Origin of the sequence: Streptomyces sp. WAC 04229 (genome assembly GCF_003947455.1) — a bacterium.
In the GTDB taxonomy this organism is placed as follows: domain Bacteria; phylum Actinomycetota; class Actinomycetes; order Streptomycetales; family Streptomycetaceae; genus Streptomyces.
Genome location: NZ_QHJH01000380.1, coordinates 1 through 1,993 on the forward strand (window position 1 = coordinate 1; position 1,993 = coordinate 1,993).

At 73.7% G+C, this 1,993-nt stretch carries 2 protein-coding genes; both read left to right on the top strand.

All coding sequences use genetic code 11. The features are described 5' to 3' along the window. Nucleotides 1-230 precede the first annotated feature (230 nt). Nucleotides 231-1,043 carry a helix-turn-helix domain-containing protein gene (locus DMH12_RS38335; RefSeq protein ID WP_125495844.1) on the top strand — a complete coding sequence of 271 codons (813 nt, stop codon included), beginning with the start codon at nucleotides 231-233 and terminating at the stop codon, nucleotides 1,041-1,043. A 182-nt stretch (nucleotides 1,044-1,225) separates the two neighbouring features. After that, on the top strand, nucleotides 1,226-1,993 hold a 768-nt coding region (locus tag DMH12_RS38340; protein WP_125495845.1), incomplete at its 3' end, for an RNA polymerase sigma factor.

Consider the following 1,993-nt stretch of genomic DNA (forward strand, 5'->3'; position numbering starts at 1 on the left):
GTAATGACGTCTCCCCCCGGAGACTCTCCCCGCCATCGAAAGCCGGAGTGTGCGGAACGTGCCCCTTCTGAATTGACCCTCGCTCAACTATGTTCTTTCCGACGGAGTGCGGGGGGATGCGCTCACCGGTCCGCGACGGGCGGACCGCGGAAGGGGCCAGTTCCGCACACTCCGGCTTTCGATGGCGGGGAGAGTCTCCGGGGGGAGACGTCATTACCGGGGGATTGTCTATGCATGTTCAGGACTCTCATTGGTCGTCCGCGTCGGCTGTCGCGCCCGGTGGCGCGATGAGTGCGGCGGCGGGTGGCGCACGCGGGGACGCGGCACGGAACGCTCCGTTGCGCGTGGACGCCCAGCGCAATCTGGAGCACGTCCTGCGCGCGGCCCGCGAGGTCTTCGGCGAGCTGGGTTACGGCGCGCCCATGGAGGACGTGGCGCGGCGCGCCCGGGTCGGTGTCGGCACCGTGTACCGGCGCTTTCCGAGCAAGGACGTGCTGGTCCGGCGGATAGCCGAGGAGGAGACGGCGCGGCTGACCGACCAGGCCCGGGCGGCGCTCGGGCAGGAGGACGAACCGTGGTCGGCGCTGTCCCGCTTCCTGCGTACGTCGGTGGCCTCGGGCGCCGGCCGGCTGCTGCCGCCGCAGGTGCTGCGGGTCGGGGTGTCGGAATCCGCCGGCGACGGCGCGGGCGGTGACGGCGCCGCCGTTCCGGCCGGTGAGCCACGGGTGCCGCAGCAGCGGATACAGCCGGGCTCGGGCGAGCTGCGGCTGGTGTCGGAGGAGCACGGTCCTGCCGGTGCTGCGGCCGATGCCGCGGCGTCCGCGGAGGTCGATCACGGTGCGGCGGCGCTGCTGGAGGTCGTGGGCCGGCTCGTGGAGCGGGCCCGTGCGGCGGGCGAACTGCGGCCGGGCGTCTCGGTGTCGGACGTGCTGCTGGTGATAGCCACGGCAGCGCCCTCGCTGCCGGACCCGGCGCAGCAGGCGGCGGCCTCGGCCCGGCTGCTGGACATCCTGCTGGAGGGATTGAGGTCGCGTCCCTCCTGAACCGCGGCGGCCGTCGGGGGCAAGGTACTTCTCCTTCCCCGAACGGCTGAGCGTCATTACCGCCGCACGGCAAGTCCCCACGGACGAGTGGTGATCGGCACGCGGAAGTCCTGAACAAAAGCCAATATGGCACTCTGGCGCCGTGTTCGGACTGGCTGGGCAGGCGGCGGGGGCTTTCCGCGATGAGCGTTGACGGGCGGGGCGGGTCACTCGGTGACGGCGAAGGCGGGCCCGGTGACACGGGACCCGCCGACTCACCACAGGTGCCGGGCCAGGGCGGACGGGCCAGGTCGCCGTGGGGCGGCGGTCCGACGGACGCGAGTCGGCCCGGCCCGGGTGGGGGTACGGCCGAGGCCGGCCCCCCGGCGGGGTCCGGTGTCCCGGCCCAGCGCGAGCTGCACGAGGACAGCGTCCTGCCGCCGCCGCGCGAGGTCCCGTCGTCCGACGCCCAGCTGATCGAGGGCATGCGCGCGGGCGACGACACGGCCTACGAGGAGCTGTTCCGGCGCCACTCGGACGCGGTACGCCGATACGCGCGCACCTGCTGCCGCGACGCCCACACCGCGGACGACCTCACCGCCGAGGTCTTCGCCCGCATGCTCCAGGCGGTGCGCGGGGGTTCGGGTCCCGAGCACGCCGTGCGCGCCTACCTGCTCACGGCGGTCCGGCGGGTGGCCGCGGGCTGGACGCGCTCGGCCGGACGGGAGCAGTTGGTCGACGACTTCGCCGTGTTCGCCGCGCAGTCCGCTCGGACCACCGAGGGCCCGGACGACGACACCCTGGAGCTGGGCGCCGACGTCCGGGCCATGCACCAGGCCGAGCAGTCGATGGCGATGCGGGCCTTCCGGTCGCTGCCGGAGCGGTGGCAGGCCGTGCTGTGGCACACCGAGGTCGAGGACGAGTCGCCGAGCGAGGTGGCCATGCTCTTCGGGCTGGACGCCAACGGCACC

Bases quoted from the DNA above. Each gene is read 5' to 3' on its own strand.
- DMH12_RS38335 (WP_125495844.1), top strand. From the start codon at position 231: ATGCATGTTCAGGACTCTCATTGGTCGTCCGCGTCGGCTGTCGCGCCC.